Source organism: Moorella sp. E306M (assembly GCF_006538385.1).
Taxonomy (GTDB): domain Bacteria; phylum Bacillota; class DSM-521; order Neomoorellales; family Neomoorellaceae; genus Neomoorella.
Genome location: NZ_BJKO01000001.1, coordinates 1,452,165 through 1,478,232, shown reverse-complemented (window position 1 = coordinate 1,478,232; position 26,068 = coordinate 1,452,165). Strand labels below are relative to the sequence as shown.

Here is a 26,068-nt window from a genome sequence, read left to right as displayed (position 1 = left end):
TCCCTCTGGCCTTAAAATTTTAAATAGATAATCAGGCAGAGGAGGTCGCAGCACTTATGGTAACTTTCTGGGTATCCATCATAATCCTCCTGGTGGGCTATTTCCTTTACGGAACTTTTGTCGAGAGGGTCTTTGCCCCCCAGGAACAGCGCTCCACCCCGGCACTGAGGCTCAACGACGGCGTTGACTATGTGCCCATGAACTGGAAACGGGACTTCCTGATCCAGCTCTTAAACATTGCCGGCCTGGGGCCCATTTTCGGCGCCATCCAGGGGGCCCTGTGGGGGCCGGTGGCCTTTATCTGGATCGTCCTGGGCGGTATCTTTGCCGGCGCCGTCCATGATTACCTCGTCGGCATGCTCTCCGTGCGCCACGACGGCGCCAACCTGCCGGCCATTGTCGGCAATTACCTTGGTTCCAAGATGAAACAATTCGTTAATATTTTTACCGTCGTCGTCCTCATCCTGGTAGGTACCGTCTTCATGACCGGCCCGGCCCAGCTCCTGGCCAAGCTAACTCCTGCGCACTTAACCTATACTTTCTGGCTGGCCGTCATTTTAGCCTATTACTTCCTGGCGACAATTTTGCCTGTTGATAAAATTATTGGTAGGGTTTATCCCCTCTTCGGCGCCGTGCTAATTATTATGGCCATAGGGATTATCGGCGGGATTATGGTTAAAGGGTATCATATTCCTGAATTAACCCTGGCCAACCTGCATCCCCAGGGAGCGCCCCTGTGGCCCCTTCTCTTTATCACCATTGCCTGCGGCGCCATCAGCGGTTTCCACGCCACCCAGTCGCCTATAATCGCTCGCTGCCTGGAAAATGAGCGTTATGGCCGCCGGGTCTTTTATGGGGCCATGATTGTTGAATCGATTATCGCCCTTATCTGGGCCGCTGCTGCCATGACTTTCTTTGGCGGCACCAACGGCCTGGCTAACGGTTTAAAGAGCCTGGGCGGTCCGGCCGGCATCGTCAACCAGGCCTCCTTTACCCTCCTGGGTACCATTGGCGGCGTCCTGGCCGTCCTGGGGGTTATCGTCCTGCCCGTCACCTCCGGTGATACCGCCTTCCGGGCAGCAAGGCTCACCATTGCCGAATTCCTGGGGTTAAAGCAGGGGCCCATAATTAACCGCTATAAAATTGCCATTCCCATCTTTGCCATAGGTTTTATTTTGAGCCAGATTGACTTCACCATCGTGTGGCGTTACTTCGCCTGGTCCAACCAGACCCTGGCCATGATTGCCCTCTGGGCCGCCGCCGTCTACCTGGCCCGGCAGCGCAGCTTCCACTGGGTGGCTACACTTCCGGCTACCTTCATGACGGCCGTCAGCATCACCTATATCCTCCAGGCGCCGGAAGGCCTGCACCTGGCCACCAGCATTTCCTACCCGGTAGGTATAGCCGCAGCCGCCCTGGCTCTGCTGGCCTTCCTGTGGCAGGTTTACAGCCGGGAAGCTGTCTTAAGCGGCGCCAAACCCAAACCGGAGACCAGGTAAAGAAATTAATCCCCGGGTTAAACTCCTAACCCGGGGATTTTTATATCTGCATCAGGGGGCTTTTCTTTTTGCCTGGCCGTACTCCCCAGCCCCGGGGCCTTTTCCCGCCAGGTAATTAACAACGCCGGCATAGATGGCAAAGGCCATCTGGCGCTGGTAGTGGGGATCCGCCAGGAGCTTTTCTTCCCGGGGGTTGGAGATAAAGCCGACTTCCACAATGACTGCCGGGATCTTCTGGGTACGCAGGACAAAGGCATCAATACTTAAAGGCACCCGGTCGGTATTGGCCAGGCGGCGCCTGATTTCCGCCTGGATGGCCTCAGCCAGTTTTTTCCCTTCCGGCGATTTGGGGTCGTAAAAGAGCTGGGCGCCCCTTTCCCGGCCGTCAAAGGCGTTGCAGTGGACGGAGATAAAGAGGTCAGCCTTGACCTTCCGGGCGAGCTTAACCCGTTCCACCAGATCATCGCCGGATTCTCCTTCCTGGACGTTTTCATCCTGGCGGGTGAGGAAAACGTGAGCGCCGCCCTGGCTTAAAAATTCTGCCAGGCGCTGGCTGATAGCCAGGTTAATCCGGTCTTCCGGGGTTCCAGCCGGGCCTGTGGCTCCGGAATCAATCCCGCCGTGGCCGGGGTCGACCACCACCACCTGGTTGGCCACCGCCCAGGAAAGGGCCTGGATGGCCTGCTCCTCTTTCAGGCCCTGGTAGCGACTCCAGGCCAAAAGTACAGCCGTAACTACCAGTACGGCTGCCATAAACTTAAGGCTGCGCCGCCGGGGAACAAATACCACCCGCGCCATGAACCCCGCCTCCCCCGGTAAAAAATATGCCCTAAATTAGTTCGTTAAACCAGGGAACTATTTCCTGCCCGGGCAAAAAAATAATCCTTGATCCTCCTTCCTTATATTGTTAAAATTAAATTTCAAGCAAAAGCAAAGGGGCTTTCAAAAAGTTACATAAGCCACCTAAGAAGTGAAAACTATGGGAATAAGAAGGGAAGAAAACCTGTGTCCGTAATCGTAGTCCAGGACCTGGTCAAGCGCTTTAATGACCTCACCGCCGTCGCCGGGGTGACCTTTAACGTCGAAGAGGGGGAGATCTTCGGCTTCCTGGGGCCAAATGGAGCCGGTAAATCGACCACCATCAAAATGCTCTGTACCCTGCTCAAGCCCACCAGCGGCCGGGTCACCCTGGCCGGCTTTGATGTTGCCCGCCAGCCGGATGCTGTGCGCCGCGCCATCGGCCTGGTTTTCCAGGACAACTCCCTGGACGACCGCCTGACAGCCGAAGAAAACCTGCGTTTCCACGGCCTCCTCTACGGGCTCTCCCGGGCTACCATCAAAGAGCGCATGGACGAAGTACTGGCCATGGTGGATCTGGCCGGGCGCCGGCGGGATATCGTCCGCACCTTTTCCGGCGGCATGCGGCGACGGCTGGAAATCGCCCGCGGCTTCCTGCACCACCCCAAAGTCCTTTTCCTGGATGAACCGACGGTCGGCCTGGACCCCCAGACCCGCAGCGCCATCTGGCAGCACATTCACCGCCTGCGCCGGGAGAAAAACATCACCATCTTTATGACCACCCATTACATGGACGAAGCGGAAAACTGCGACCGTATCGCCATCATTGACCACGGCCGCATCCAGGCCCTGGATACACCGGACAACCTGAAACGCCGGCTGGGAGGCGATGTGGTCACCATGATGACTGTTGATGACGCCCGCCTGCAGCAGGAGATTGCCGCCCGCTACGGCGTGAAGGTCATTAAAGACGAAGAGGGCCTGCGCCTGCAGGTGGATGACGGGGCTGCCTTCATACCCCGGGTGGCCGCCGATTTCCGGGGGCAGATTAACAGCATACATTTACGGCGCCCTACCCTGGATGACGTTTTCTTAAGCCTCACCGGCCGGGCCATAAGGGAAGATAAAGTCTCTTCCGCCGAGCTCATGCGCCTGAACCGCCGCCACGGCCGCCGGCGGCACTAAGGAGGAACATCCCATGCAACCTGCCCTGCGGGCTATCTACACCATCTGGTACCGGGAATTTATCCGCTTCATCCGGGAACGCAGCCGCATCATAGGTATGATCGGCCAGCCGCTGCTCTACCTCCTCATCGTCGGCCAGGGCATTGCGGCCGCCATGGGCTTTCGCGGCGTACCAGCCGGTGTACCCGTTAACTACGTCCAGTTCATGTACCCCGGCATCCTGGGGATGTCCGTTCTTTTCACCTCCATTTTTTCCGGTGTCTCCATCATCTGGGACCGGGAGTTCGGCTTTTTGAAAGAGGTCCTGGTGGCGCCGGTGCCCCGCTGGGCCACCGCCCTGGGTAAAGCCCTGGGAGGCAGCACGGTAGCCCTCATCCAGGCCGCCATCATGCTCCTCCTGGCGCCCTTAATCAAGATATCCCTAACCCCGCTCCTAATCCTCCAGCTCCTGGGCATCTTGTTCCTTATTTCCCTGGGCCTGACCTTTCTGGGCATCGCTGTGGCCAGCCGTATGCAAACCATGGAAGGCTTCCAGATGTTCATGAATTTCCTGGTCATGCCCCTCTTTTTCCTGAGCGGCGCCATGTTCCCCATGACCAACCTGCCAGGATGGATGAGTGTTTTGATGAAAATAGACCCCCTCACCTACGGTGTTGATGCCCTCAGGCGACTGGTGTACAGTGGCACCGACCCCCGGGCGTTGCAATATCTTGTTCATTACAGCCTGGAGTTTGACCTGGTCGTAGTTACCGGCGTGGCCCTGTTCCTGGGATTCTTAGGCTCCTTGTCCTTCAGCCGGCAGGAGTAAATAACAAAAAGGCGTCTGGAAACAAGCCTCTTCTCCAGCCGCCTTACAATAAACTTACTGCTCCAATACTTTTTATCCCCCGTCAGCAATTCCGGGTAAACTACTTGCCCGCCGGTCCTGCCTGGGGGCTGACCTCCGGCACAACTGCACTTTCTTCCTTTTCTTTAGTAAAGGTAATTACCATGCAGAAGGCAGCAATAAAGATCAGGAAAAGGACCATGCCAAAAACGCCTTTAGCATAAAGCCAGGTAAACTGGTTAACAGCCAGGATGATTAAAGCCAGCCCGGCAATCATGGCCCCGAAACCAACACTCCTGGCTGCTCCTTTCCCGGGTATCGCCCAGCGATAGCTGCCAGTCCTTTCAATCAAGGTAACCAGGGTTAAAGCAGAAACGTTAAAAATCATCCCGATCCACACCGGGTGAATATTTAAGTAAAATTTGGCGGGGTGCCAGCCACCCAGGTGATACCAGGTTATACCTGAAACAAAGCCCGCGACCAGGGCGCTGACAGCCGCCTTGCGGCTGGCCAGAGGCCAGAAGAGTACGCCAATAATGGGAGCAAAGGTAGCCCCGTTGCGGGCCGTCCAGGCCAGGACATTCCACCACGCGGCCTGTTCTGTCCGCAGGAAACCAAAGATAATCATCAATACGGTCAATACCACCAGTGACCACTTGGTGTAGAGAACCATCTGCTTGTCGCTAACTTTAGGATTCAAGGACGAAACCACATCCCGGCCCAGGCTGGTAGCCCCGGAGAACTGGCAGGGAGCTCCCCACCCCAGGGCGCAGGCCCAGATACCCATGAAGAAGATGCCCACCAGGGGTGGCGGTAAAACCTGGGCCAGGTATTTGGGTACTGCCACCAGGCCGCGGCCGACGCCAGGGGCCACTACTGCTGCGGCCATGCCAAAGAGAACGCCCATGACAATAAAGACGATATTAAAACCTGCCGCCCAGAGGAGACCCTTTTGCCCCTCTTCCGGCGTACGGCAGGAGAGGGCCATCTGGAAGGCCGCCTGAGCCAGGAAAACGTTGACCAGGAAGGTGCCGAACCAGGCTAGTATTGTCTGCAGGCCAACGGTAGTCAGGCCGAACATGGCCGGTTTGGCCGCTGCCAGCTGGGCCAGGCCGGTAAAACCAGGTTTAATAAAGAAGGCGATAAGGCCGATAATAAACATCATAGTAAAAGCAATACTATTGGCTGTTTGCGTAAAGACCACCGACCACATGCCGCCCGCCTGCAGGTAGATAAGAAGGAGTAAAGCGCTGAAAATTACCCAGGTGGACAAGGACATTCCTGTAAAGGCGCTCATGGCGGCGGCAAAGGCCAGGGCATTGGCGGTGGCGTACATAGGAAAGGTAAAGGCCGTGACAGCGCCGGCGATGGCCTTGGCCGTCCGGCCATAGCGATCACCTATTAAACCCGATACGGTCACTACCAGACGCTTGCGAAAGGGTATCACAAAAAACAAGGCGATAATTATCACGTGGATTAATTCCGCCACGCCGTACCAGCCGGCAGAAATACCCGTCGTGTACGCCAGCTCCAGGATAGCGATATACGAGGAACCGGAAAAAAGCCCGGTGATACAGACGGCTACCATCCAGGGCTTAAACTTACGGCCGCCCACCCAGAAGTCCTCACCACGGGCGGCACGGCTCCTGGCAATGTTGCCGGCAATAATAAGAACGACTGTATAGATAACAGCCATAAATAAAATCCATAAAGCGTAGGTATTCATTCACAGTTCCCCCCTGTAGCCCTGTTAAAAATTTACACTTTAATTACCACTGGCCTCTTTCAGGAAAGGGTAAGGATACTCTTCTCCGTTAATTTTAAAGGCATACTCGATGGAACCGGCCGCCTTCATCATGTTGGCTGCCGAGCAGTACACCTCGTCGGCCAGCTTGATGGCCTGGGCCACCTTTTCCGGCGGGATATTGGCACCCTGGAAATCGTAAACTACCCGCATCCGGGTAAAAATCTTGGGGTGGTCGGCGGCCCTCTCACCTTCTACCGCAATAGTCAGGTTATCAAAGCTGACCCGCATTTTTCGCAGGATGTGGGTTACCTCGATACCGGTGCAACCGCCCAGGGCCATAAGCATCAGGTCCATAGGCCGGGTCCCCTGGTTTTCGCCACCATAAACAGGGCTGGCGTCCATGGCCACCCGGTGGCCGGCACCGTCGTCCCCCACAAACTGCATCTTTCCCACCCAGCTGACAGTCACTTTTCCCATACGTTTTTCCTCCTTGCAGTTATTCTTGTTACCACAATCACTTCTTATTTGCAAAACTCATGCCAGGATATAAAAAATCCCGCCGTGCCTCCTCTGGCTCCGAGGGGGAGGAATCTAAGGGGAAAGGATAAATAAATTTCTTTACCCGGTCTATATACGCACCAGATATTCATTTAATTTATCTCTTTCTTCAGCCGCATTATAGCTGACGTAAAATAATTCATGGTGGTACAGTATTAAACCATATCGGTTCGATTTTGCACCATCAGGCCATACGCTTGGGCCTTGCGGAGCAACGTTGAATGGGATATACCCAAGGCCCGGGCGGCCCGACGCAGGCTGCCGTGCTGCTCGAGGGCCAGGGTTATTAATTGCCGCTCAACCTGTTCCCTTGCTTCATGAAGGGGTAAAAGCCGCCTCAGATGCAGCGCTTTACCGGTATCCCCGGGCTCTTCCTGAAATTCAAGGGGCAGGTGTTCCGGCTGGATTAAATCTCCTTCGCCCATAATGACTACCCGCTCCATGGCATTCTGAAGTTCCCTAACATTCCCAGGCCAGGAATAAGCCTCCAGCACCTTACAGGCCGCGAAGGACAGGCGTTTGGCCGTACCGTATTTATGGTTAAATCTTTCCAAAAAATGCCTGGCCAGGGGCAGGATATCTTCCCGCCGCTCCCGCAAAGGCGGGATCCTTATAGGCACTACATTTAAACGGTAATAGAGGTCTTCACGGAAAGTCTTTTCCCGGACCATCCGGGCCAGGTCCTTATTGGTCGCAGCCAGGACGCGAACATTGAGCTTAATGGCATGGCGACCGCCGAGGCGATAAATCTCCTGCTCCTGGAGAAAACGCAACAGTTTGACCTGTAACCCCAGGGGGAGGTCACCTATTTCATCAAGGAAGAGGGTGCCGTTATTGGCTACCTCGAGGAGACCTATTTTTCCCTCTTTACTGGCCCCGGTAAAGGCTCCCTTCTCATAACCGAAGAGCTCTGATTCCAGCAAGTTTTCCGGGATGGCACCACAGTTAATTTCTATAAAAGGCCCCTTGCAGCGCGGGCTATGCTGGTGAATCACCCTGGCAATGATTTCCTTACCAACACCGGATTCCCCCGTTATAAGGACGGTAGAATCGACGGCAGCCACCCTTAAGGCCTGGTCCACCACCCGTTGCATGGCCGGGCTCTGGCGGATCACCTCGGGAGCCGCCAGGTGCCGGGCCCGCAGGGCCTGGATTTCCGCTGCCGCTCGCTGGGCCTCTTCTTTGAGATGGCGCAGTTCCGTCATATCGCGGATGTTGATAACGACTTGTGAGACAGCCCCCTCCTCACTGAAAACAGGGCTGCCGGTAAGAATGGCCTCCCGGTCGGCCGGAGTCTGGTACATGACAGTTACAGCCTTGCGGCTCTCACGGACAAGGTGCCAGAGCTGGTATAGCTGCTCTTCTGCCTGGCCGGCACCGGGCTGCAACTTTTCACCAACAACAAGCCGCCCTTCCTCCGGCGCCATAATACGTCCAAAAGCCTCATTAACCCCCAGGACAATGCCCTGGCTGTCAACAATAACCATACCGTCATAGCAGGCCTCGATAACACTCTTAAGCTGCCGGTTCAAAGACTTGACCGCCTTTAATTCACTGGAGATGGCCTCCAGTTCGGAAATATCCTGCAGGACCAGGACAACCCCCTGTTCCCGGCCATCCCTGGTAATAGGGCTGCGCCGGATGGCCAGGGTTCTATCTCCTGCACGCGCCTTATGAAACTGGTCACCGGCTGCTTTGGTAAGAAACTGGCTTAAACCAGACGCCGCCAGGACGGTGGCCGCCGGCTGCTCCAGGGCTGCTGCCGCCGGCAGGTCGAGGAGCCGGGCTGCCGCCGGGTTGATGTGGCATATTTTCCCTTCCCGGTCAACGGCAATGATACCGTTTGGTACCGCCTCCAGGACTGCCGCCAGCTCGCGTTCCGCCTTCTCCAGGGCCCGGTGCACCTTATTGATCAAGCCAATCCTGGTCAGGACGCCGCTCAAGCGCCGCTCTTTGTTTAAAACAATCAAGCGGTCAATAGGTAAATTGGCCACCTGCTCAAAACCTGTATCCTCATCGATGCAGACCAGTTTTCTATCCATGACCTCTTCAATAGGCGTAGCCATAGTAGCCCCCTGCTGCAGGGCTTCCAGGAGGCGAAAGACGGTAATAATGCCTACCACTTCGCCGTCGGCATCCAGTACCGGGGCGCAGTTGACCTGCTGCCGCTGGTAGACGGCCACGGCATCGGCCAGGGTCTGCCAGTAGTATAACGTCTCCGGGTTGTTGAGCATGACCTCTTTGACCTGCATAGGATACACCCGCCCGTAAAAATTTAGGGGTAGGCCCCGGACTACCTTCTACGTCAAGGGACTATCCCTATTATAACAACTGGTGCACTTTTGCACCAGATATAAAAGCAGCCGGACGTCTCACCACTATGTTTAACGGTGAACATCATATCACCATTTCCCGCCATAATCCATTAAGAGTAGGTACTCTTAATGGCATACTACCTTTCCAGCAGCACTACCCGGGCCGGTGCCGCTTCAGCCCCCAGGAGGGGGAGGGGAAGAGCCAGTATGTGGTAAACCCCCGGGGGAACCCCCTTTAGCCGTAAGCCTTCAATGATAACAACCCCGTTTTCCAGCAAAGTCCGGTGGGTCGGATAACCGGGCTGGTCCCGCTCCACCCCCAGGGCATCCAGGCCGACGCCGCGCACCCCTTTTTGAACCAGATAGGAGGCGGCCCCGGCATCCAGGTAGATAAAATCGGCTTCATTTCCGGCAGCCCAGGAGTTTTTAGTTTTCAACAGGATAAAGTCGTCGGGCCGGACGGGCTGGCCCGCCAGGTCCCCGGCCGTAATGCGGTCGTTGACTGCCGTCAGGTCCAGCACCCGGCAGGAGCCGATTAAAACCGACAGGTCCAGGTCGGCGGTGGTGGCCCCGCCGGGGATCACATGGGCGGGGGCGTCGATATGGGTCCCGGTGTGGCTGTTCAGAAGCCAGCGCGTTTCCCGCACGCCGTTTTCATAGTCGCGGGTGATTTCCGTTTGCGGCTGCTTCTCCGCCCTGTTTTTGTAGACCGGCATCCCGTGGTATATGGGCATGGATATGTCATAGATACGCAAGCTTTCATCAGTCCATTCATTTATTCCTAGCTACCCACGTTCCGGCAGCAATTCATCTTCCTGCCACCAGTGGCGGCCGTCCCGGATTAAAAGCTCCTGTGCCGCCGGTGGTCCCCACTGGCCGGCGGCGTAATTGGGAAAAAGGGGCGGCCTCGCCGTCCAGGTAGCGGCAATGGGGTCCACAAACCGCCAGGCCGCCTCCACCTCATCCCAGCGGGTGAAAAGGGTGGGGTCCCCCCGCATTACATCATAAAGCAGACGTTCGTAGGCCTCGGGGGAGTTGACGCCCACCTCGCAGTTCTGGCAAAAGTCCAGGCGGATGGGTACGATGTAATTATTATTCCCCGGTCGTTTGGCATTGAGCTGGACGTAGACACCCTCCAGGGGCTGGACGCGGATGACCAGGAGATTGGGGCGTAATTCGCCGTATTCCTTGAAATACAGGATATCCGGCAGGGATTTGAACTGGAGGATAATTTCCGTCACTTTAACCGGCAGGCGCTTGCCCGTACGCAGGTAAAAGGGCACGCCGGCCCAGCGGAAGTTTTCGATGAAAAGCTTTAAAGCGACAAAAGTTTCCGTCGTGGAATCAGGGGCCACTTCCTTTTCCCGGCGATACGGCGGTACCGTTTGTCCATCTATCTCCCCGGCACCGTACTGGCCGCGGATGACGTTCCTGCTGACTGCCGCCGCGTCCAGGGGGCGTAATGAGCGCAGCACCTTTACCTTTTCGTCGCGGATAGCTTCAGTGGCCAGGCTGGCCGGCGGTTCCATGGCCACCAGGGTCACCAGCTGCAGGAGGTGGTTCTGGACCATGTCCCGCAGGGCCCCCGCTTTGTCGTAATAGCCGCCCCGGTCCTCCACGCCCACCGTTTCCGCCGAAGTAATCTGAACGTGGTCGATATATTTATTATTCCATACCGGCTCAAAAAAGGTATTGGCAAAGCGGATGACCATGATGTTCTGGATCATTTCTTTGCCCAGGTAATGGTCGATGCGGTAAATCTCTTCCTCGCTGAAAGCTGCCCGGAGCTGGCGGTTTAATTCTGCCGCCGAAGGCAGGTCATGGCCGAAGGGTTTCTCAATAACAACCCGCTGCCAGCCCCGGGCTGGCGCCAGGCCTGCTTCCTTTAAGCTCCGGACCACGGGGCCAAAATGTTCCGGGGCCACGGCCAGGTAAAAAATGCGGTTGCCCCGGCAGCCGGCCGCCTCCTCCAGCTCCGCCAGAAACTGCCTGAGGCGTTTATAGCCCTCCGGGTCATAAATATCGGTTGGGAAATAGTGCAGGCGGCTAGCAAAGGGCTCAAAATAGGCGTCCAGGTTAGAGGCGCGGCGGGAAAAGGCCTGCAGGGAAGGTAATAGTATCCCGTTACGAAAACTCTCCGGGGTAAATAGGCGCCGCCCCACGGCCACTATCTGCAGGGCAGCCGGGAGAAAACCATCGACAAAGAGGTTATATAAAGCTGGGTAAAGTTTACGGCGAGCCAGGTCCCCCGTACCACCGAAAATCACCAGCAAACTATTATCCGGCTTTTCCAGGCCCATGACTAACCGCCTTCCTAAATTAAACTTCTTCCCTATTTTGCTCCATGGACCTGGTTTTTATAGAGCCTCACACGCGTTGCGACATCGTCTCCCCCGCCCCCGCACCGCGCCTCCGCGCGGCCAACAACCAGTACGCGAGTGTGGCCGAGAGGTGGCAAACGACAATCACTACGGCCATCGACACGGCAATGCGGTAGCCGAGCCCCACCAGGGGCGAGACCAGTGCCCCAAACAACATTCCTGCCACACCGAGCCACGCCGACGCGCTGCCAGCGGCGCGCCCCTGGTTTTGCAAGGCCAACGAGTTGCACGTTGTGCCGATTGCACCGGCGATCGCGACGACTACAAACAACGGTACCAGCACCGCCGCCAGGCCCGCACGGCCGAGCACGGCAGCGAGTAGCGCCAAGCTGCCCGCCGCTGCTACGGCCAGCGAGGCGGCAAGTGCCCGCCGTTCGTCCCAGCGCAATGAGGCCCGGGCACCGACCTGGCCGGCGAGAATGATCCCGGCCCCGTTGACGGCAAAAATGAGGCTAAACACTTGTGGCGATACCCTGTACTCCTCCTGCAGGACAAACGAAGAGCCGGATATGTAGCCGAACATCGCAGCAAAGGCAAAGCCCTGGGCCAGCACGTAGCCCATAAATTCGGTGTTTTTGAGCAGGCTGCCAAGGCCGCCCGCCGTCGCCAGCAACCCTCCTTGTACCCGCCGTTGCGGCGGCAGGCTTTCCGGCAAGGCAACCCAAACTGCTATCCACATGGCAATACTTAGTAGTGCCAGCACGGCAAATATACCGCGCCATGAAGTGAAGCGCAAAAGTTGCGCGCCTATTACTGGTGCCAGTACCGGTGCTACCCCGTTGACCAGCATTAAGAGAGCAAAAAAACGCGTCAATTCCTTGCCCTCAAAGTGATCGCGGGCAACAGCGCGGGCGATGACAATACCGGCCGAACCGGCCAATCCCTGGAAGAACCGGAGGGCGATAAACAGGCCAATCGACGAGGTCCACACGCACATGGCGGAAGCAGCCGCATAGATCAATAATCCCACCTGCAGCGGCCGGCGTCTCCCGAGGGCATCGCTGATCGGGCCCGCTATCAGCTGGCCCAGCGCCAAACCCAGCAGGCAAGCGGTCAAGCTCAACTGTGCCGTCGACGTGGTGAGGTGAAGACTATTTGCCAGTAAAGGCAACGAAGGAAGATACGTATCTATCGAAAACGGCCCTAGCCCCGTTAAGCTACCCAATATCAATGCCAGGACAAGGCGGCGGGGGCGCCTCGCCGCATATGTCCCAGCCATCTCCCGTGAAATCATGCGAACGACAATCTCCTTCCTCATTTCACCATTCCACTCCACCGCAAAACCTGATATTGCTGGTCTGGTTCAGATGTAACTATAATTGTGTATTATATCAAAACAGCCTTCCTGGAAGTATCCTTGATGAAGGAGGCCCACTCCCAGGCCAGCCCGCTCAACCGGCTCCTGACAAAAAAGCCGCCGGGAAGGTGGACAGGCTTATAAAAGTACTGGGAAAAGCATATCAGCGTAACTAAAAAAATAAGGAGCAGGCTACTGCTCCTCACGGTGGATCTTAACAGCACCGGCCTACCCCATTTCTTGCCAGAGAAACCTAGTAGGCCGAACCCGCAAACCCTTAATATTTCTAGCTGGAGCGGAAAACGGGATTCGAACCCGCGACCATCGGCTTGGGAAGCCGATGGACTGGGTGCTGAGACGTGACCGCCGGAAGCCTTGATTTGCAAGCCTCCCGGCACACGGTTTTAGCGTTTCCACCAGCGACAACGGACTGACCCTTTCAGGGATATAGTATTCGCCACATTTTCGCAAAATCCTGCTCAAGCGAGAAGGTTTTTGAACTCGTCAACGGTTAGTCCGGCCTGCTCCAGTATGCTTTTCAAAAGCTTTGGCTTCAGGATTTCACCGGCATGTACGGGAACAGTCACCAAGCTTTTAGCACCCGGCTTTCGCAAGTGGTGGTGGCTGCCCTGTATTCTTACCACCACAAAGCCAGCCCTCTTCAACGCACTAACCACTTCTTTACCTGTGACCCTGGGTAGCCTGCTCATGAGGCTATCTCTACCTGCACTTCGGCTATTTCAACGTCACGAGACGGCAGGGGCAGACCTTCCTGGGCTAAAGCCGCAAGGTGGCCTGCTATGGCCTCTTTGGCCCTCTCCAATGCTTCTTCAACGGTATCTCCCTGGGTGAAACACCCCGGTAAGGCAGGAACCGAAACGACATAGCCCTTACCTTCCTCATCCCATTCGAGGATAACTTTGTAGCGGTAAAGCATTTCCTTGAACCCCCTAGACTAGACGTTCTTTCTACTCTTCTCAAAGCCAAAGGGTAAGCGGCTCTCCATGTTTTTTCAGGCTCTCGATGTACCCTCTTATGGCGTCCTCAGCCATTGCCAAGGCTTCTTCCTTAGTTTCCCCCTGGGTGACGCAGCCCGGTAGTGCCGGTGCAGAAGCAATGTAGCCTCCTTCTTCGGCGGGTTCGAGGTAGACAATAAAGCGGGCCATGTTCTACCCTCCTAAGACGCATTCCAGCCCTTACATAGTATGCTTTGGTTAAGTAAGTTTTAGCTTTTCTATGGGCAAAATCCTGCTCAAATGGAGTGTTCCACTTCTCCAAGCAGATATTTAATTCCCTTACTCAAACTTACAAACCTTATCCACTCTCTCATGCCGTTCAAATCCCGCTGTGTGACCTGCCGAAACTTATCCCATAAATCCGCCAAAGTTTCGACTCCCCGCCAGAAGTCCGCAAGGCTTTCCCAACTGGGTATATACCCATCGGCGTCAAAATGAACTCCTAGCGGTTTAGTCAACCGACTGGTGGATATATATTCAACAGTCGGTTGTAAAGCCAAAGGGCCAGTTGGTTTCAAAGCCAAGAAAATCAAGGCTTCTGAGGATTCTGTGCTTGAAAGAGTGTGGCGGGTTTCTGTGAGGAAGCTTTGATTTCGGCATTGGCGGGCTTTGAAGGTCTTCTTTGGCCTTCCTTATGCCTTGGGCTGGATTGGCCGGGAGATACCCTTGGGCTACACACCAGTTGAAGAAGGCTTTGAGGTACTTCAGTTTGATATTCCGGTAGCCGGGCGAGGCTGGCTGGCTGAAGTAGCGTATGGTGGCCTTCCGGACGGCCTCATAGGTGGTGGTGTTTTGGCAGGTCTCCAGGAACTTTCCCACATGCCAGCGGTAGTCGTCTAGGGTGCGTTGGGCTAAAACGTCCGCTTGCCTGGCAAGAAGGAACTCCTCCAGGGCCAGGGCTAAATCGCATACCTTCGGGTTGAGTTTGGCTAACTTAGGCATAATAAGACCCTCCCTGGAACCTCGGACTTTTTTGGGAGGGTCAGCCCGTTGGTGGTTAGATTTTTCAAGACTGGAGCGGAAAACGGGATTCGAACCCGCGACCCTCGGCTTGGGAAGCCGATGCTCTACCACTGAGCTACTTCCGCCTATGCACTTTTTATTTTACCCTCTTCCTGTTTGTCTGTCAAGTTTAAAACCACTAGTATGGCCAGCCCAGTTATCAGGCTGGCCACTTTTTACCATGCTGGCTGGACAATACTACGCCAGCAGCCTAATAAATGCCTCATACTTTTCCTCCCACACATCTGTCTTTTCTGCTTCATAAGTTTTCAGGGCAAAAGAACGGCGAACGATTTTCCGGGCTTCATTCAGGCTTCCCACTTCTCCCATGGCCATGGCCTGGACCAGGAGGTTACCGGCGGCCGTGGCTTCCACTGGGCCAGCCACTACCGGGCGCCCGGTGGCGCTGGCGGTAAACCGGCAGAGAAGCTCGTTCCGCGTGCCGCCGCCAACCATGTGAATGACCGGAAGTTCCTTCCCCAGTATACCTTCCAGCTTTTCCAGCACCCAGCGGTATTTCAAGGCCAGGCTTTCCAGGGCGCACCTGACGATTTCGCCTTTAGTCCGAGGTACCGGCTGGCCCGTTTCCCGGCAGTAGGCCTGGATGGCCGCCGGCATGTCTTCCGGGTTCAGGAAGGCCGGGTGGTCCGGGTCGATAACGGCAGTCAAAGGACTGGCCTCCCGGGCCAAAGTCGTAAGTTCGCCATAGCTCAAAGCTTCCCCCTGTCGCTCCCAGGTGCGGCGGCACTCCTGGACCAGCCACAGACCGGTGACATTCTTAAGAAGCCGGAAGGTACCACCAACCCCGCCTTCGTTGGTAAAGTTGAGGCTCAAGGTTTGCTCGTTGATTACCGGTTCCCTGACCTCCACCCCTACCAAAGACCAGGTACCGCAGCTAATGTACATGTAGTCCGGCCCTGCTGCCGGCACGGCGGCTACGGCGCTGGCCGTATCGTGGCTGCCGGGGGCAATGACAGGTATCTCCTCGGCTCCCGTTTCCCGGGCCACCCGGGGTAAAATCTGGCCCACAATCGTCCCCGGCGGGTTGATGGCCGGGAGGAGGGTAACCGGTAACCCCAATTTTTCCAGCATGTCAATGGCCCAGGTGCCGGTACGAGGGTTGTACATCTGGGTGGTACTGGCGTTGGTGAATTCCCCGGCTTTTATGCCGGTAAAAAAGAAGTTGAAGAGGTCGGGCATCATCAACAGGGTCTGCGCCTGGCTTAACAGGGCGGGCTGCTGCTGCCGCCAGGCCAGAAGCTGGTAAAGGGAGTTGAAAGGCATAAACTGGATGCCCGTCTGGGAAAAAATCTCTTCCCGGGGTACTACCTTGAAAGCTTCTTCCATCACGCCCCGGGTGCGGTCATCCCGGTAGTGGTACGGATTACCCAGGAGGACATCCTTTTCTCCCAGGAGGCCGAAATCTACGCCCCAGGTGTCGACGGCCAGGCTTTTAAGGCCCGTCCCGTAGCGGGCTGCAGCCCGGCGCAGGCCTTCTTTCATTTCGTGAAAGAGGCGTAAAACATCCCAGTGCAGGCCATCCGGAATCCGTACCGGTTCGTTGGGAAAACGATAGATTTCTTCCAGGGCGAGGCGGGCATCGATCAGGGTACCGATTATGGCCCGGCCGCTCTCGGCCCCCAGGTCAAAGGCAAGATAGCGCATGCTTGCCCAGCTCCTTTGAAAATAATTGCGCTAAACGGGGGATTACCCCTGGCAAAACGCCCCGGAGGGCTCTTTCCCGGTCAATACCTTTACAGTTTCCCGGGCGATCATTACTTCTTCATCGGTATGCACCACCAGGACCTGGACTTTGGCCTCCGGGCTGGAGATTAAGCGGTCACCGCTCTCATTTTCATTGCGTTCAGCATCCAGCTTGATACCCAGGAACTCCAGGCCGCGGCAGATTTCCCGGCGCAGGCTGCTGCTCTTTTCGCCGATGCCACCGGAAAAAATCAGGACGTCAATCCCGCCCATGGCCGCCGCATAGGCGCCAACATATTTTTTCGCCCGGTAGGCCAGGACCTCCAGGGCCAGGCGGGCCCGTTCATGCCCCTGACGGGCGGCTTCTTCCACCGCCCGGTAATCGTTGCTGATGCCGGAGATACCCAGCCAGCCGCCTTTTTTGTTGATTACTTCCTCCAGGGCATCGGGGCCAAGGCCTTCCTGCCGCAGGAGATAAACAAGGACGCCAGGGTCGACATCGCCGCAGCGGGTTGACTGGAGTAACCCCTCGGTGGGCGTAAAGCCGGTAGAGACATCGATAGATTCCCCACCGCAGCAGGCGTTGGCCGTAGTGCCGCTGCCGAGCATGAGGGACACAATTTTTAGCTCCTGCAGACGCCGTCCCAGCATTGCCGCGGCGCGGTGGACCATATAGGTGAAAGTTATACCGTGGAAACCGTAACGGCGCAGGCCGTAACGCTCGTAATATTCATAGGGCAGGCCGTAGAGATAGGCCCGGGGCGGCAGGGTCAGGTGAAAGGTATTGTCGCAGACGGCCACCTGGGGTATTTCCGGCAGGATTCGCGCCACGGCCTCGATACCGGCAACGTTGGCCGGGTTGTGCAGGGGGGCCAGCTGGCAGCAGGCCTTTAAAGTGGCCAGGACAGCGGCATCAATCCGGGCCGGCCTCCTGAGGCTCGCACCGCCGTGAACCACCCGGTGACCGACGGCATCAATCCGGTAAGGCTGCAATAACTTGAGGATTTCTTCCAGGGCTTCGCCATAGTCACCCCGGGGTAAATGCTTCCGGCACTCAGCCGCCTCGCCTGTTAAATCTTGATGCCGTAGAGTAGTTCCCTGACTGCCGATGCGTTCAACGCCGCCCTGGACCAATAGTTTTTCTTCAGGCATGGAAAAAACTTTATATTTAATCGAAGACCCCCCGCAGTTTAGGGCCAGAATTTGCACCGGTTCTCCCTCCCACCTCTATATCTTCTCCTGCCAGCATTCTCGGGGGATGCTCAAACCGGTAACCGGATGAGGAGATTATAAGGGCGGCGCCAACCTAGCGCGGCAGCCCCTTGATGTCCCCCTCTGCCTGATCGATAATGCCCACGATAGCCAGGTCCACCGGGGCCTGGGGGACACCCAGGCCCAGGCGGGCGGCACTACCGGTGGCTACCAGCACCAGTTCCCCCCTGCCGGCACCCACGGTATCCACGGCCACCAGGGTTTCTCCCCGGCGGCCACCATAAAGGGGCCGGACGAGAAGGAGCTTGCTGCCGGTAAGGCTTTCATTTTTCCGGGTAGCGACCACCGTCCCGGTAACTTCGGCAATGAGCATCTTCTCACCTTATTTCCACTTCGTCGTTGCACTGGAGCCCGGCGGCATTGGCGTCGTCGGTGTCGATGTGCATGACGAGCTTGAATTTGGGGCTGACCCGCACCTGGACGCCGCCGAAGATGGTGGGCCGGTCGGATTTAATGGTACGCACTGTGACTTCGTCGTTGTCTTTTAGCCCCCACTTTTCCGCTTCGACCGGACTCATGTGGATGTGACGGTTGGCGATAATGGCCCCTTCGGGCAAAGTAACTGACCCCTTCGGTCCTACCAGGGTAATGGGGGCGGAGCCGGCCAGGTCCCCGGAACGGCGCACCGGCGCCGGAATGCCTAAGGTTATGGCATCGGTGCGGGAGATCTCTACCTGGGTGCGGTCACGCACCGGCCCCAGGACGCGGACGTTGGTCAGGGGGCGCAGTTTCGGGCCTACCAGGGTGACGACTTCGTTGGCGGCAAATTCTCCCGGCTGGTAGAGGTCGTTCCTTTTGGTGAGCTGATAGCCGGGGCCGAAAAGAATATCGATCTCCTTTTGGGCCAGGTGAACATGGCGATTTGATACGGCCACGGGAACACGTTTGGCTGCCGGGGTGGCAGGGGCTGCAGTACTGGTCCCGGCAGTTTTATCCCGGCGTTCCTTTAGCTCGGCCAGGACTTCCCTGGTAATTAATTCGATAAAGGCAGCATTGGACATTTAGCGCTCACCTTGTTCTGTGGGATTTTACTCCAGTTGCTCCCAGACTTTAGGGTGGGGCGACGGAATAACAACAGCATCCACTAGTTCCCCTTCTTCTTTGAGGGGAAGTGTAGCGGCGTTTACGGCGGCCTGGACAGCGCCGACGCTGCCGGTCAGGATGACCACCCCTTTACCCCCCAGCCCGTAGGCCGGACGGATGTCCAGGAGTTCGACAACGGCCGCCTTGGCGGCGGTGTCGGCGGCTTTGATGGCGGCCGTGACGCTGAAAGTCTCGAGGACTCCCAGGGCACCTTTAGGGGTTGCTGCGGCCACCCCGCTCAGGGCCGGCAGGACCCCGGGATGGAGGTTACCCAGGATTAAACTATTGACGACCGTTACCCCGCCGGTAGCGACGCCATGTTCTACGGCGCTCGTTACGGCGCTGATCTCGCCGTTTAAGATAATCAAGCTTTTACCAGGGCAGATGGTGCGTATTTTCAGGTCTACCGGCGCGGCCTTAAGACAGCTGTCGGCAACCATTAACCCCCGCGCCAGGCTCTTAAGTTCGATAAGTCCGACGGCGATACCCATCAGTCACCACCTCCATTATTGAGCCCCATTATGGGTTGGCGCCTCCCTGGATGACAATGTTGCTATTGATAGCGGTAATGGTACCATTGATGCTGGCATGGAGGTTAGCGCCCGGGGTATCGTCCTTGATACGTGCTAAAAGGTCCCCCGCTGAAACCCGGTCACCTATCTTTACTACCGGCTCCGGTGCGATCCCGGCGCTCTGCTTTAAGGGCAGGTGGACCTGGTTAACCGTGAGGTTTCCTTCCCGAAAAGTTACCGGGCGTTCGTAATACTCTCTTAAGCCCAGACGGGTGATAAGGCGTTGAGTTGGTACCTGCCGTCCTTCCCGGAAAGGGGAAGGAATACCCGTTGGATAGGGGCCGGGCCGGAAACCCTTCTGCTGCAGTTCGGCCTTTATTTTCCTGTTGACCTGCCGCGGGGAGAGGTTGAAGGGGCAGGCGTAAAGGTCGCAGAGGCCGCATTCGCTGCAAAGCAGGGCCTGGGGCAGGGTTATATCAGCCAGGCCATAGGTAACGGCGCGCATGACCCGGTGGGGTTCCAGGGGATGTCCTAAAAGGTGCCGCGGGCAGAAGTCCGTGCACTGCTGGCACTGGCAGCAGACCTTGAGGGCGAGTCTTAGCTCCCGGTTCAGATCCCGCTGGTAACCGAAAGCCAATGGGTGGTCCAGGGGCAGGACAATTATGCCCTTGGTAGTTTTGGTAACCGGCGCATTAATGCTTGTAACCTTACCCATGCAGGGGCCGCCGGCGATAAGCAGGTATTGGTCTACAGCCGGGCCGCCGGCCAGGGCCAGGAGTTCCCGCACCGGGGTGCCGACCGGTACCCTGGCAGTGATGGGCTTCCGGACGGCGCCGGTGACGGTGATGTACTTATGGGTTACAGGGTTTCCTTTCAGAGCCTGGTGGATATTATATAAAGTCTCGACGTTTAAAACTACCGCTCCCGCCTGTAATGGTAACCCTCCCGGCGGAATTATTTTGCCGGTGACGCTATAGGTCAATAAGTGCTCGTCCCCCATGGGGTAGACGTCCGGCAGGAGGTGGAGCTTTAGCCCCGGGTAATTGCTTATTTCTCCTGCCAGGGCAGCATGGGCCTCCCGGTATTTTTCTTTGAGGGCTATAACCCCTGTTCGGGCGCCGGTGGCCTGAACAAGGGTGGCTAAAGTGGCCAGGAGTTCCGCCGGGTAGCGGGCCATGAGTTCCTGGTCGACTTTAAGTAAGGGTTCGCACTCGGCCCCGTTAATGATAATGGTCTGGATAGGTGTTCCGGTCTTCAGTTTAAAGGCGGTGGGGAAACCGCCCCCGCCAGCGCCGACCACGCCGGCAGATGCTATTTTACTTATGATGGCGTTTAGTTCGCTGCCAGGCATTTCCTTCAACGCGGTATCCACTCCGCTCTCGTTCCTTATTTCACAATATAACTGCATTTAATTACTAATCTACCGTCCGCAGCGCCCCGACAATGACCGTCCGCTGTTCCCGGGTGTAGGTCCGGGGTGTGCAGATGCCCTCGCCTGTGGGGCTGGCGATGGTGTGGCTGAAGTGCCCTTCGCCGCCGATGTTTAAACCGGCAGCCGAGGAAGCGTTGGCCACCAGGATGTCGGTGCGGAGCTTGCGGGCGTAAGCGGTGATGCGGCTAACGTCCTGGCTGTGGATGATGGCTGTATGTTTGAAGCCGTGCTCCACCTGCACGGCCAGTTCCAGGGCGGCGTCGAAGTCCGGCACTCGTACCAGGGGCAGGACCGGCAGCAGCTGTTCTTCCTGTACCAGGGGATGCTCCGGGGGACATTCCATGAGGGCGATCCTGGTGTTTTCCGGTGCGTCGATGCCGGCTTGCTTTAGAATAACAGTGGCGTCCCGGCCGATAAGGTCGGGGTGGAAGCGCTTGCCGTCGGGCAGGATGGTGCGCATGAGTTTTTCTTTATCCCCTTCATCCCGCACGAGATAGGCGCCGTGGCTCTGGAGGTGGAAGAGGAGCTCATCGGCTATTGCTTCCACGGCGATGATGACCTTTTCGGCTATGCAGAGGACGGTGTTGTCAAAGGCGGCGCCGTCGACAATACATCTGGCGGCATAGTCCAGGTCCTTGACGGTTTCGTCGACGACTACGGGGGGATTGCCTGGCCCGGCGGCAATGGCTTTTTTGCCGCTTCTTAAGGCGCGGTTGACTACTTCCGGCCCGCCGGTGGCGACGACCAGATCTACATCGGGATGGCTTAGGACCAGGTCCAGGTTTTCCAGGCTGACTTTATCGCCAACGACTAATAAATCCTCCGGCCCGCCGGCTTCCTGGATGGCGGCGTTGAAAAGGCGCACCAGGTACTGGGTGGTCTTGAGCCCTTTGGGATGGGGCAGGAAGATTATGCTGTTGCCGGCGGCGACCATGCTGATGGCGTGGTTGATGACGCAGGAGCCTGGATGGGTGGCCGGCTCGATGGAGGCGATGAGGCCGAAGGGCGCCCGCTCAATCAGGATGAGGCCGTTGTCGCCGCTGATGGCTTCCGTCTTTATATCCTCGAGGCCCGGGGTTAGACGGGCGGCATAGAGCTTTTTCTGGATCTTGTCTTCTACCCGGCCGTAGCCGGTTTCTTCGTGGGCCAGCCGGGCAATTGTTTCTACGTTTTCAATAGCCGCCCGGCGGATGGCGGCGACGATCTCGCCCCTGGTTTTGAGGCTTAACTTTACCAGTTCTTGCTGCGCTCTTTTGGCAACGCGGATAGCTGCCTTCAAGTCGCTGTATACGCCTTTGTCACCGCGGGAGGTAGTGGCCGCGGCCTGGCCGGCCCGCGCCTGGCAGGCACCGCTACACGTTGTTGCCGTAGTAGCTGTTGTCCCATTGCGGGACTGCTGCTGGATGTTTTTTAATACTTCGGCGACAATGCTGGCGATAGTGGTTTCGTCGATCATTTCTGCTCACCGCTCAGGCTGGTAATATCGTGCTGAGGTCAGTGTGGGGCCGCGGGATGACGTGGACGGCGACAATCTCGCCGAGTCTCCCGGCGGCAGCGGCTCCGGCTTCGGTGGCGGCCTTGACGGCTCCGACATCACCTTTGACCATGACGGTGACGAGACCCGAGCCGATCTTCTCCATACCGGCCAGCTCGACGCCGGCGGCTTTGAGCATGGCATCTGCCGCTTCAATGGCCGCGACCAGTCCTTTGGTTTCGATGAGCCCCAGGGCGCCGTCTTTCATGTTAATCTACCCCCTTGGCAGAGGCGTCTTTTTTAGCGGGCAGGATGCGGGCGACGTCGCTATGGGGCCGCGGGATGACGTGGACGGCGATGACTTCCCCGAGCCTGGTAGCAGCAGCACCGCCGGCTTCGGTGGCGGCCTTGACGGCACCTACTTCGCCGCTGACCATGACGGTGACAAGACCCGAGCCGATCTTCTCCATTCCCACCAGCTCGACGCTGGCGGCTTTGAGCATGGCATCTGCCGCTTCAATGGCCGCGACCAGTCCTTTGGTTTCGATGAGGCCTAAAGCGCTCATGGGTTCACTCTTCCTCCTTTAATTTCTAAGGTTCTCCTGGGTTTTTACCTGGAGGGTTTCTTAGCTTAAATACCGCGCCAGTTCTTCATGGGGCCGGGCAATAATCCGGCTGGCAAAAACAGTACTTATGGCCGCAACCTGTTCCCTGGCGGCTTCGATGGCTGCCGTGACGGCACTGACTTCACCGCTGATTTTTAATACTACCAGGCCGCTGCCTTTGGTCGGTTCGTAGCCGAGGATGGTGACTGCCGCCGTTTTGGCGGCCGTGTCCGCGGCGGCGACGGCGGCGGCCAGGCCGCGCACTTCGATTATACCCAGGGCTTGATTGTTCATGGTGTGCCTCCGAAATTGAGTTGCAATGGTTGTAATTAACTTGACTTAAGGGAAGACGGAGCTACCCTGCCCCTCCTTTACTGTTTCCTATCCCTAAGGGAGGCCAGGACGCGCCGGGTTACGGCGCTGATGATTTCCTGGAGCTCTTCTGCCGGGATGCCGCTCGTCCCATTATCCACCTGGCCGGATATGCTGCAGGCACCGCACCCCGTGCATCCCGGGTGACGGCCGCTGACGCCGAGCTTTTCCCGGATCTGCAGCAGCTTCTCTACTTCCTCACAGGGCAGTACGCGTTCCCCGCCCAGCTGCCGGGCCGCCAGGCTGATCTTGGCAAAGTGTTCGATGGATTCCATCTTGTAAAAGGCGTTGTAGACGTCCGTCCCCATGGTAAGGGCGCCGTGGTTTTCCAACAGGACGGCGTCGTATTTATCCAGGTACTCCCTGACCGCCAGGGGTATCTCTTCGGTAGACGGGGTGCCGTATTTGGCGATGGGGACAGCCCCCAGGGTGATGATGATTTCCGGCAGTACCGGCTTGTCCAGGGGGATACCGGCCACGGCAAAGGCGGTGGCCACAGGCGGATGGGCGTGAACTACCGCCCGCACATCGGGCCGGTGCCGGTAAACATCCAGGTGCATTTTAATTTCTGAAGAAGGTTTAAGATTGCCGGCTATTTTTCGCCCTTCCAGGTCCACCTTGATGATCATGTCGGGCGTCATAAAGCCCTTGCTCACGCCGGTAGGGGTGGTTAAAACCTCATTTTCCCCGATGCGGACGCTAATATTACCGTCATTGGAGGCAACAAATCCTTTGGCATAAATACGCCGGCCTACTTCACAAATGTCCTGCCTGATTTGATACTCGGAAGCCACTATGAAATCTCCTCTCTTACCAGCTACCTATGCCTTCAGGGCAGAATGTGCTGCCGGATAAAGCTCAAGGTAGCTATGGCATCACCTTTAGCGATTAGCTCATCCAGTTTGTTGATTCCCAGCCGCTCTATAAGGTTTAAGATACCTTTCAACGTAGCAATGCTCTCCCGGCATACCTGGACCGGGTCCTCCCGGTAGGGGAAGACGTCCAGGGAGTACCAGCCGTCATAGCCCACCTTTTGCAGCCAGTACAGGAGTTCAATGTATTCGACCAGGTGGACCGAGCCCACCAGCAGGTCGTCGTCCCAGCTGCGGTAGTTGTCATTGAAGTGGAAGTGGAACATCTTGCCGTGGCCGGCCAGTAACGCCAGGGCTTCAGCCACATTTTCCCCGGCATTGAGGGAATGGCCGACATCAATGGTAACCCCGATATTGTCCAGCCCTACCTCCTGGACCAGCAGGAGGGCCTTGGCGGCGTTATTAATGAAAGCATGAGTCCGCGGCTCCTTAGGCTTGTACTCAACGCAAACCCGGACATCGCTACGATAACCGGCTATCTCCTTTAAACTCTCCACCAGCCAGCGCCAGGCCTTTAAATAATCCACCTGGAAACAATAATCAAAACCATCCTGTCCCAGCCAGATATTGACCTGATTCGCCCCCAGCCGGGCGGCCACATCCATACCGCGTTGGGCCAGGGTTACGGCTTCCCCGCGGATACTGGCATCGGCCGCTGCCAGGCTGCCAAACTGCCACTTGCGCTGCCCGCTGTGATCCACGCCAATAATAGAAGCCTGCAGGTTGTTAGCTTTCAGGGCCTCTTCGACTTCATCCAGATTGGCATCGGTTACGTCGGCCGGGTAGTTTAACTCTACGCCACTCAAACCGGGAATGCTGGCAGCCTCTTTGATGCGCTCCACCACGGGTTTGCCGTCGCGATAGCCGCTTAACAGGAAGCGGTCACCGCAGCCGTCAAAGGCCCAGACGCCGGCGGAAAATTTAGTTTCCATGCTTATCCCACCTGCCTGCACGTTAGTTCAAGTTAAAAGGGGAGGGGCAGGCCCCTGTCCCTCCCCAATTAAACGTTTAGAAGTTGAATTGATCGACGTTGTCTTTGGTAAAATCGGTAGGCGGTCCCATAATGACCGTCTTGCCGTCTGATTTGACCTGAATCTTGCCTACATTGGGCACTTCCTGCCCGTCGGTAGGCTTCTTGCCATCCAGCATGTCTTTAATTAATGCTACCGTAAGATAACCCAGTTTGGCCGGTTCCCATAAAGTCGCAACATCCAGGGACCCGTCCTTCAAATAGGTCTTGGAGTCATTGGGCAGGGCGGTCCCGACAACACTGACTTTTTCCTGCAAGCCTTTTTCCTGAACCGCCTGGGCAGCACCGATGGGAGCCGGTGTGCTGATACCAATGATGCCTTTCAGGTTGGGATAAGCCTTGATCAGCTCCAGAGCCTTCTGGTAAGCCACTTGCTGCTTTTCATCGGACGGGATCTTATCGGTAACCAGTTTCAGGTTGGGATATTTGGTTTTGGCATACTCGAGGCCATAGTTAATCCAGCTATTTAGATTAGCCGCGGAGAGACCGCCGGTGATAATGGCGTATTCGGCGCTATCAGTACCCATGCTTTTGACCAGCAGGTCCCAGATATGTTCACCATACTGTTTGTCATCAATCTGGTGCACGGATAGGTCGACCACCGACTTATCAGCCGGCGTATCCCAGTCGACAACCAGGATGCCTTTATCCTTTGCTTTCTTGAGCACAGGGGTTAAAGCAGCCGGGTCGTTGGGAGCCACGGCAATGGCATCAACACCCTGGGTGATAAGGTCTTCAATCATTTTTACCTGTTCAGCGGCGTCGGCCTTGGTGGGGCCGGTATAAATCACCTCTACGCCCAGATCCTGGCCGGCCTTCTTGGCGCCCTGCTCAGAAGCGTTAAAATAGGGTATGCCTACCAGTTTGGGCATGACAACAATTTTATATTTTTTATCTTTGGCTGGAGTGGTCTGCTGCTGTCCTTGTTGCTGCTGGGTCTCGGATGGTTTACTTCCGCAACCGGCTAAAGAAATTATTAACAGCATTGATAATAGAAGCGCTATGAGCTTTTTCATTTAAAACTGACAACCTCCTTTGCTAAAGTATGAATTTGGGAGATATGGTTAAATTCTTTCTTAATATCTTTT

Annotated in this window: 27 protein-coding genes and 1 tRNA gene; 3 read left to right on the top strand and 25 right to left on the bottom strand. The window is 56.7% G+C overall.

Features of this window, described 5'->3' with window-relative positions:
* The first annotated feature begins 56 nt into the window (after positions 1-56).
* On the top strand, positions 57-1,499 hold the full coding sequence (locus FLZ89_RS07845) for a carbon starvation CstA family protein (RefSeq protein WP_141263156.1): 1,443 nt from the start codon (positions 57-59) through the stop codon (positions 1,497-1,499).
* Positions 1,500-1,550: 51 nt separating this feature from the next.
* On the opposite strand, the gene FLZ89_RS07840 is transcribed toward FLZ89_RS07845, so the two are convergent.
* Positions 1,551-2,297, bottom strand: a complete 747-nt coding sequence (locus FLZ89_RS07840) for an N-acetylmuramoyl-L-alanine amidase (protein ID WP_141263158.1) — start codon at positions 2,295-2,297, stop codon at positions 1,551-1,553.
* Positions 2,298-2,504: 207 nt separating this feature from the next.
* Here FLZ89_RS07840 and FLZ89_RS07835 point away from each other — a divergent pair, with 207 nt between their 5' ends.
* Positions 2,505-3,482 carry an ATP-binding cassette domain-containing protein gene (locus FLZ89_RS07835; RefSeq protein WP_141263160.1) on the top strand — a complete coding sequence of 326 codons (978 nt, stop codon included), beginning with the start codon at positions 2,505-2,507 and terminating at the stop codon, positions 3,480-3,482.
* Between the two features lie 13 nt (positions 3,483-3,495).
* Positions 3,496-4,290: an ABC transporter permease gene (locus FLZ89_RS07830; RefSeq protein WP_141263162.1), complete on the top strand. Its 795-nt coding sequence runs from the start codon at positions 3,496-3,498 to the stop codon at positions 4,288-4,290.
* A gap of 100 nt (positions 4,291-4,390) precedes the next feature.
* Here the strand turns inward: FLZ89_RS07830 and FLZ89_RS07825 are convergent, their stop codons facing one another.
* The 24 genes from FLZ89_RS07825 to FLZ89_RS07710 form a co-directional block, all read right to left on the bottom strand.
* Entirely contained in the window at positions 4,391-6,034 is a 1,644-nt protein-coding gene (locus FLZ89_RS07825; RefSeq protein ID WP_141263164.1) for a sodium:solute symporter family protein, read from the bottom strand.
* A 39-nt stretch (positions 6,035-6,073) separates the two neighbouring features.
* Complete coding sequence (locus FLZ89_RS07820; RefSeq protein ID WP_141263166.1) at positions 6,074-6,532, bottom strand: OsmC family protein; 459 nt, start codon at positions 6,530-6,532, stop codon at positions 6,074-6,076.
* Between the two features lie 236 nt (positions 6,533-6,768).
* Positions 6,769-8,865, bottom strand: a complete 2,097-nt coding sequence (locus FLZ89_RS07815; protein ID WP_141263168.1) for a sigma-54-dependent Fis family transcriptional regulator — start codon at positions 8,863-8,865, stop codon at positions 6,769-6,771.
* 200 nt (positions 8,866-9,065) lie between these two features.
* On the bottom strand, positions 9,066-9,683 hold the full coding sequence (locus FLZ89_RS07810) for a cyclase family protein (RefSeq protein WP_172613501.1): 618 nt from the start codon (positions 9,681-9,683) through the stop codon (positions 9,066-9,068).
* A 30-nt stretch (positions 9,684-9,713) separates the two neighbouring features.
* Complete coding sequence (gene zwf, locus FLZ89_RS07805; RefSeq protein ID WP_141263169.1) at positions 9,714-11,228, bottom strand: glucose-6-phosphate dehydrogenase; 1,515 nt, start codon at positions 11,226-11,228, stop codon at positions 9,714-9,716.
* Positions 11,229-11,295: 67 nt separating this feature from the next.
* Complete coding sequence (locus tag FLZ89_RS07800) at positions 11,296-12,543, bottom strand: multidrug effflux MFS transporter (protein ID WP_141264073.1); 1,248 nt, start codon at positions 12,541-12,543, stop codon at positions 11,296-11,298.
* Positions 12,544-13,085: 542 nt separating this feature from the next.
* Entirely contained in the window at positions 13,086-13,316 is a 231-nt protein-coding gene (locus FLZ89_RS07795) for a type II toxin-antitoxin system HicA family toxin (protein WP_141263170.1), read from the bottom strand.
* The gene (locus FLZ89_RS07790) at positions 13,313-13,543 is read right to left on the bottom strand and encodes a type II toxin-antitoxin system HicB family antitoxin (protein WP_141263171.1); all 231 of its coding nucleotides are present in this window, start codon (positions 13,541-13,543) and stop codon (positions 13,313-13,315) included. Before FLZ89_RS07790 ends, FLZ89_RS07795 begins: the two co-directional genes overlap by 4 nt.
* A gap of 40 nt (positions 13,544-13,583) precedes the next feature.
* A complete protein-coding gene (locus FLZ89_RS07785) occupies positions 13,584-13,772 on the bottom strand; it encodes a type II toxin-antitoxin system HicB family antitoxin (RefSeq protein WP_253256433.1) in 189 nt (62 codons plus the stop codon).
* A 327-nt stretch (positions 13,773-14,099) separates the two neighbouring features.
* The gene (locus tag FLZ89_RS07780) at positions 14,100-14,564 is read right to left on the bottom strand and encodes a hypothetical protein (RefSeq protein WP_141263172.1); all 465 of its coding nucleotides are present in this window, start codon (positions 14,562-14,564) and stop codon (positions 14,100-14,102) included.
* A 71-nt stretch (positions 14,565-14,635) separates the two neighbouring features.
* Positions 14,636-14,710 (bottom strand) — tRNA-Gly (locus FLZ89_RS07775).
* Positions 14,711-14,822: 112 nt separating this feature from the next.
* Positions 14,823-16,289: a rhamnulokinase gene (locus tag FLZ89_RS07770; protein ID WP_141263173.1), complete on the bottom strand. Its 1,467-nt coding sequence runs from the start codon at positions 16,287-16,289 to the stop codon at positions 14,823-14,825.
* 42 nt (positions 16,290-16,331) lie between these two features.
* Entirely contained in the window at positions 16,332-17,537 is a 1,206-nt protein-coding gene (locus FLZ89_RS07765) for an acetate/propionate family kinase (RefSeq protein WP_141263174.1), read from the bottom strand.
* A gap of 97 nt (positions 17,538-17,634) precedes the next feature.
* Entirely contained in the window at positions 17,635-17,913 is a 279-nt protein-coding gene (locus FLZ89_RS07760; protein WP_141263175.1) for a EutN/CcmL family microcompartment protein, read from the bottom strand.
* Positions 17,914-17,917: 4 nt separating this feature from the next.
* Positions 17,918-18,601 (bottom strand): phosphate propanoyltransferase, encoded by a 684-nt coding sequence (pduL, locus tag FLZ89_RS07755; RefSeq protein WP_141263176.1) that lies wholly within the window; start codon positions 18,599-18,601, stop codon positions 17,918-17,920.
* 27 nt (positions 18,602-18,628) lie between these two features.
* Complete coding sequence (locus tag FLZ89_RS07750; RefSeq protein ID WP_141263177.1) at positions 18,629-19,174, bottom strand: BMC domain-containing protein; 546 nt, start codon at positions 19,172-19,174, stop codon at positions 18,629-18,631.
* Positions 19,175-19,202: 28 nt separating this feature from the next.
* Positions 19,203-20,567: a 4Fe-4S dicluster domain-containing protein gene (locus tag FLZ89_RS07745; RefSeq protein ID WP_216363860.1), complete on the bottom strand. Its 1,365-nt coding sequence runs from the start codon at positions 20,565-20,567 to the stop codon at positions 19,203-19,205.
* A 43-nt stretch (positions 20,568-20,610) separates the two neighbouring features.
* The gene (locus FLZ89_RS07740) at positions 20,611-22,083 is read right to left on the bottom strand and encodes an aldehyde dehydrogenase family protein (protein ID WP_141263180.1); all 1,473 of its coding nucleotides are present in this window, start codon (positions 22,081-22,083) and stop codon (positions 20,611-20,613) included.
* Positions 22,084-22,096: 13 nt separating this feature from the next.
* On the bottom strand, positions 22,097-22,369 hold the full coding sequence (locus FLZ89_RS07735; RefSeq protein WP_141263181.1) for a BMC domain-containing protein: 273 nt from the start codon (positions 22,367-22,369) through the stop codon (positions 22,097-22,099).
* A gap of 1 nt (position 22,370) precedes the next feature.
* On the bottom strand, positions 22,371-22,667 hold the full coding sequence (locus FLZ89_RS07730) for a BMC domain-containing protein (protein ID WP_141263182.1): 297 nt from the start codon (positions 22,665-22,667) through the stop codon (positions 22,371-22,373).
* 60 nt (positions 22,668-22,727) lie between these two features.
* Positions 22,728-23,000 carry a BMC domain-containing protein gene (locus tag FLZ89_RS07725; RefSeq protein WP_141263183.1) on the bottom strand — a complete coding sequence of 91 codons (273 nt, stop codon included), beginning with the start codon at positions 22,998-23,000 and terminating at the stop codon, positions 22,728-22,730.
* Positions 23,001-23,077: 77 nt separating this feature from the next.
* Positions 23,078-23,872: a class II aldolase/adducin family protein gene (locus FLZ89_RS07720; RefSeq protein ID WP_141263184.1), complete on the bottom strand. Its 795-nt coding sequence runs from the start codon at positions 23,870-23,872 to the stop codon at positions 23,078-23,080.
* 35 nt (positions 23,873-23,907) lie between these two features.
* Positions 23,908-24,882 carry a sugar phosphate isomerase/epimerase family protein gene (locus FLZ89_RS07715; protein WP_141263185.1) on the bottom strand — a complete coding sequence of 325 codons (975 nt, stop codon included), beginning with the start codon at positions 24,880-24,882 and terminating at the stop codon, positions 23,908-23,910.
* A gap of 76 nt (positions 24,883-24,958) precedes the next feature.
* Positions 24,959-25,996: an autoinducer 2 ABC transporter substrate-binding protein gene (locus FLZ89_RS07710; protein WP_141304740.1), complete on the bottom strand. Its 1,038-nt coding sequence runs from the start codon at positions 25,994-25,996 to the stop codon at positions 24,959-24,961.
* Between the last annotated feature and the right edge of the window lie 72 nt (positions 25,997-26,068).